This window comes from Paenalcaligenes sp. (genome assembly GCF_030152715.1).
GTDB classification, from domain to species: domain Bacteria; phylum Pseudomonadota; class Gammaproteobacteria; order Burkholderiales; family Burkholderiaceae_B; genus Paenalcaligenes; species Paenalcaligenes hermetiae.
This window is the reverse complement of the sequence record NZ_JASLIX010000143.1, coordinates 1-2,818: the sequence shown is the minus strand read 5'-3', so window position 1 is coordinate 2,818 and position 2,818 is coordinate 1. Positions and strand designations below refer to the sequence as shown.

Here is a 2,818-nt window from a genome sequence, read left to right as displayed (position 1 = left end):
TTTGCGTATGCGAGTGCGAGATCTTTCGCCTGCCCTGTTTTATCTTGATAAATTGCGAAAAGTGCTGGTACACCTGCTCCTGCTTCGTACGTACGGCGTACTAAATGTCCAGGTCCTTTCGGTGCAACGAGGAATACGTCTACGTTTTCAGGTGGTGTAATTTGACCGAAATGAACGTTAAATCCGTGTGCGAAAACGAGCGCTTTTCCGTCTGTTAATGCAGGTGCGATTTCTTCTTCGTACACTTGTTTTTGACGCTCATCTGGAAGTAAAATCATGATGAAGTCTGCTGCTTCTGCTGCTTCTTTAACCGTCATAACCGTCATGCCGTCTTCTTTCGCTTGGTCGAATGATCCGCCTGGGCGAACACCGACGATAACGTCGAAACCTGAGTCTTTCAAGTTACGCGCGTGTGCGTGACCTTGTGAACCGTATCCGATAATTGCGATTTTTTTATCCTTCAAAATTTCTTCATTGATGTCTTGGTTGTAATACATTTTAGCCATGTGTAAATCCCCCTAATAAGTTTTGTTTTTATATTTATTGTAAAAGAGATAATTGTGGCGCATCTGCTGACTTTTGCATATCGCGAACGAACGCAGTCGCTCCTGTGCGCGTTAACTCTTTAATACCATATGGACGTACGAGATCGATAAACGCTTCGATTTTCGTCGGATCGCCCGTCACTTGATACGTGACGACGTTTTTCCCGCTGTCGACGATCGTTGCACGGAACGGATCGACGATTGCATTAATTTCGCTACGGAGATGTGGCGGCGCAAGCACTTGAACGAAGGCCAGCTCTCTCATAACGATTGCTTTTTCTGTAATATCTTTTACCGTTAAGACGTCGATTTGTTTTTGCAACTGTTTTACGATTTGTTCCACTTTGCGCTCATCTTCAACGTTGACGATAAATGTCATTTTAGACATTCCTGGTTTTTCAGTGTAACCGACTGTAATGCTTTCAATGTTGAACTGACGTTTCATTAAAAGACCTGTCACGCGATTTAATACACCACTTTGGTTAATAACTGTTACTGTAATTACTCGTTTCATTGACGTTTCACCCCGATCATTTCATTCAATCCTGCTCCTGGTGCGACCATCGGATAGACGTTTTCTAACTGTTTCACACGACAGTCGATTAACGCCGGCTTGTCGTTCGTTAACACTTCTTCGAACAGTTTGCGCGTTTCTTCTAATGTCGATACTTTGTAAGAAGGAATGTTATACGCTTCTCCTAATTTAAAGAAATCAGGTTGAACTTGAATGAGCGATTGAGAATAACGTTCATCGTAAAACTCTTCTTGCCATTGACGAACCATTCCGAGCGCTCCGTTGTTTAAGATGATCACTTTCACCGGGAAGCCGAACTCTTGTAACAGTGACAACTCTTGTGCTGTCATTTGGAAACCAGCGTCTCCGACGACCGTGACGACCGTACGATCAGGTTTTGCAATTTGTGCACCGATCGCTGCTGGAAAGCCGAAGCCCATCGTTCCGAGTCCACCTGACGTTACCCATGAATCTGGATGATTTAAACGGTAATATTGTGCTGTCCACATTTGATGTTGACCGACGTCTGTCGTCACGACAGCGTCTCCACCTGTCACTTCATGAATTAACTCGAGTACTTGTTGCGGCAACATATCTTGCTCATCCTCGTTGTACCAAAGTGGATAATCTGCTGTCATCTCGCTCAATTGACGTGTCCAATCTGTAAAGTCTGCCACTTCGAACGATTGCGCTAATAAACGTTCTAATGCAAGTTTCGCGTCTCCGACGATCGGTACTTCTGTCTCGACGTTTTTGCCGATTTCAGCTGGGTCGATATCGACGTGAATTACTTTTGCGTGTGGCGCAAACGCATCTAAGTTACCTGTTAATCGGTCATCAAAACGCGCTCCGATGTTTAATAAAACATCACAATCATTGATCGCCATATTCGCAGTGTAATAGCCGTGCATTCCTGCCATTCCTAAAAACTGTGGATGGTCGCCAGGAATTGCCCCGAGTCCTAAAAGAGTGCTCGTCACTGGAAATTGATGACGTTCTACAAATTGTAGCAACTCTTCAGTCGCACCGCCGTGCAGTACACCCGCTCCGACGAGCACGAGTGGACGCTTCGCTTCTTCGAGTAATTTCACTGCTTTTTCAATTTGCTTATAGTTCGGTTCTGTCGTCGGCTGATACCCTGGTAAATTCACTTCGACGTCGAACGCTTCTTCACTACCTTGAAAAATTTCAGTTGCGACGTTTTTCGGGATATCGACGACAACTGGCCCTGGACGTCCTGTCGATGCGATATGAAACGCCTCATTTACGATACGCGGTAAGTCTTCCACCGTCTGTACTTGGTAATTATGTTTCGTAATCGGTTGCGTAATACCGATAATGTCCGCCTCTTGGAAAGCATCTGTTCCAATGACAGTACTCGATACTTGTCCAGTGAAGACGACGAGTGGAATGGAATCCATCATCGCATCTGTAATACCCGTTACGAGGTTCGTAGCACCTGGACCACTCGTCGCAATGACGACACCTGGTTTACGGGAAACACGCGCATATCCTTCTGCGGCGTGAATCGCTCCTTGCTCGTGACGCGCTAAAATGTGGCGGATTGGATTTTTGTAGAGCGCATCGTAAATTGGGAGAACCGCCCCTCCTGGATATCCGAAGATTACGTCTACTCCTTGCTTGTGCAATGCGTCAATTAATACAGCAGACCCATCATACGGCTCAATACGCTGTTGTTCATTCGTTTCATTTTTCGCTGCTTCTGCATTCATATCTTTTCCTCCTCGCTTAGTCCCCA

The 2,818-nt window shown here is 45.5% G+C and carries 3 protein-coding genes; all 3 read right to left on the bottom strand.

Annotated features, from left to right (window positions below; genetic code table 11):
* The coding region (gene ilvC / locus Q1V74_RS11210) for a ketol-acid reductoisomerase (RefSeq protein ID WP_300648976.1) at positions 1-506 on the bottom strand (506 nt) is incomplete at its 3' end.
* A gap of 34 nt (positions 507-540) precedes the next feature.
* Positions 541-1,059: an acetolactate synthase small subunit gene (gene ilvN, locus Q1V74_RS11205; protein ID WP_300648974.1), complete on the bottom strand. Its 519-nt coding sequence runs from the start codon at positions 1,057-1,059 to the stop codon at positions 541-543.
* On the bottom strand, positions 1,056-2,818 hold a 1,763-nt coding region (gene ilvB, locus Q1V74_RS11200), incomplete at its 5' end, for a biosynthetic-type acetolactate synthase large subunit (RefSeq protein WP_366524694.1). The genes ilvN and ilvB, both read right to left, overlap by 4 nt.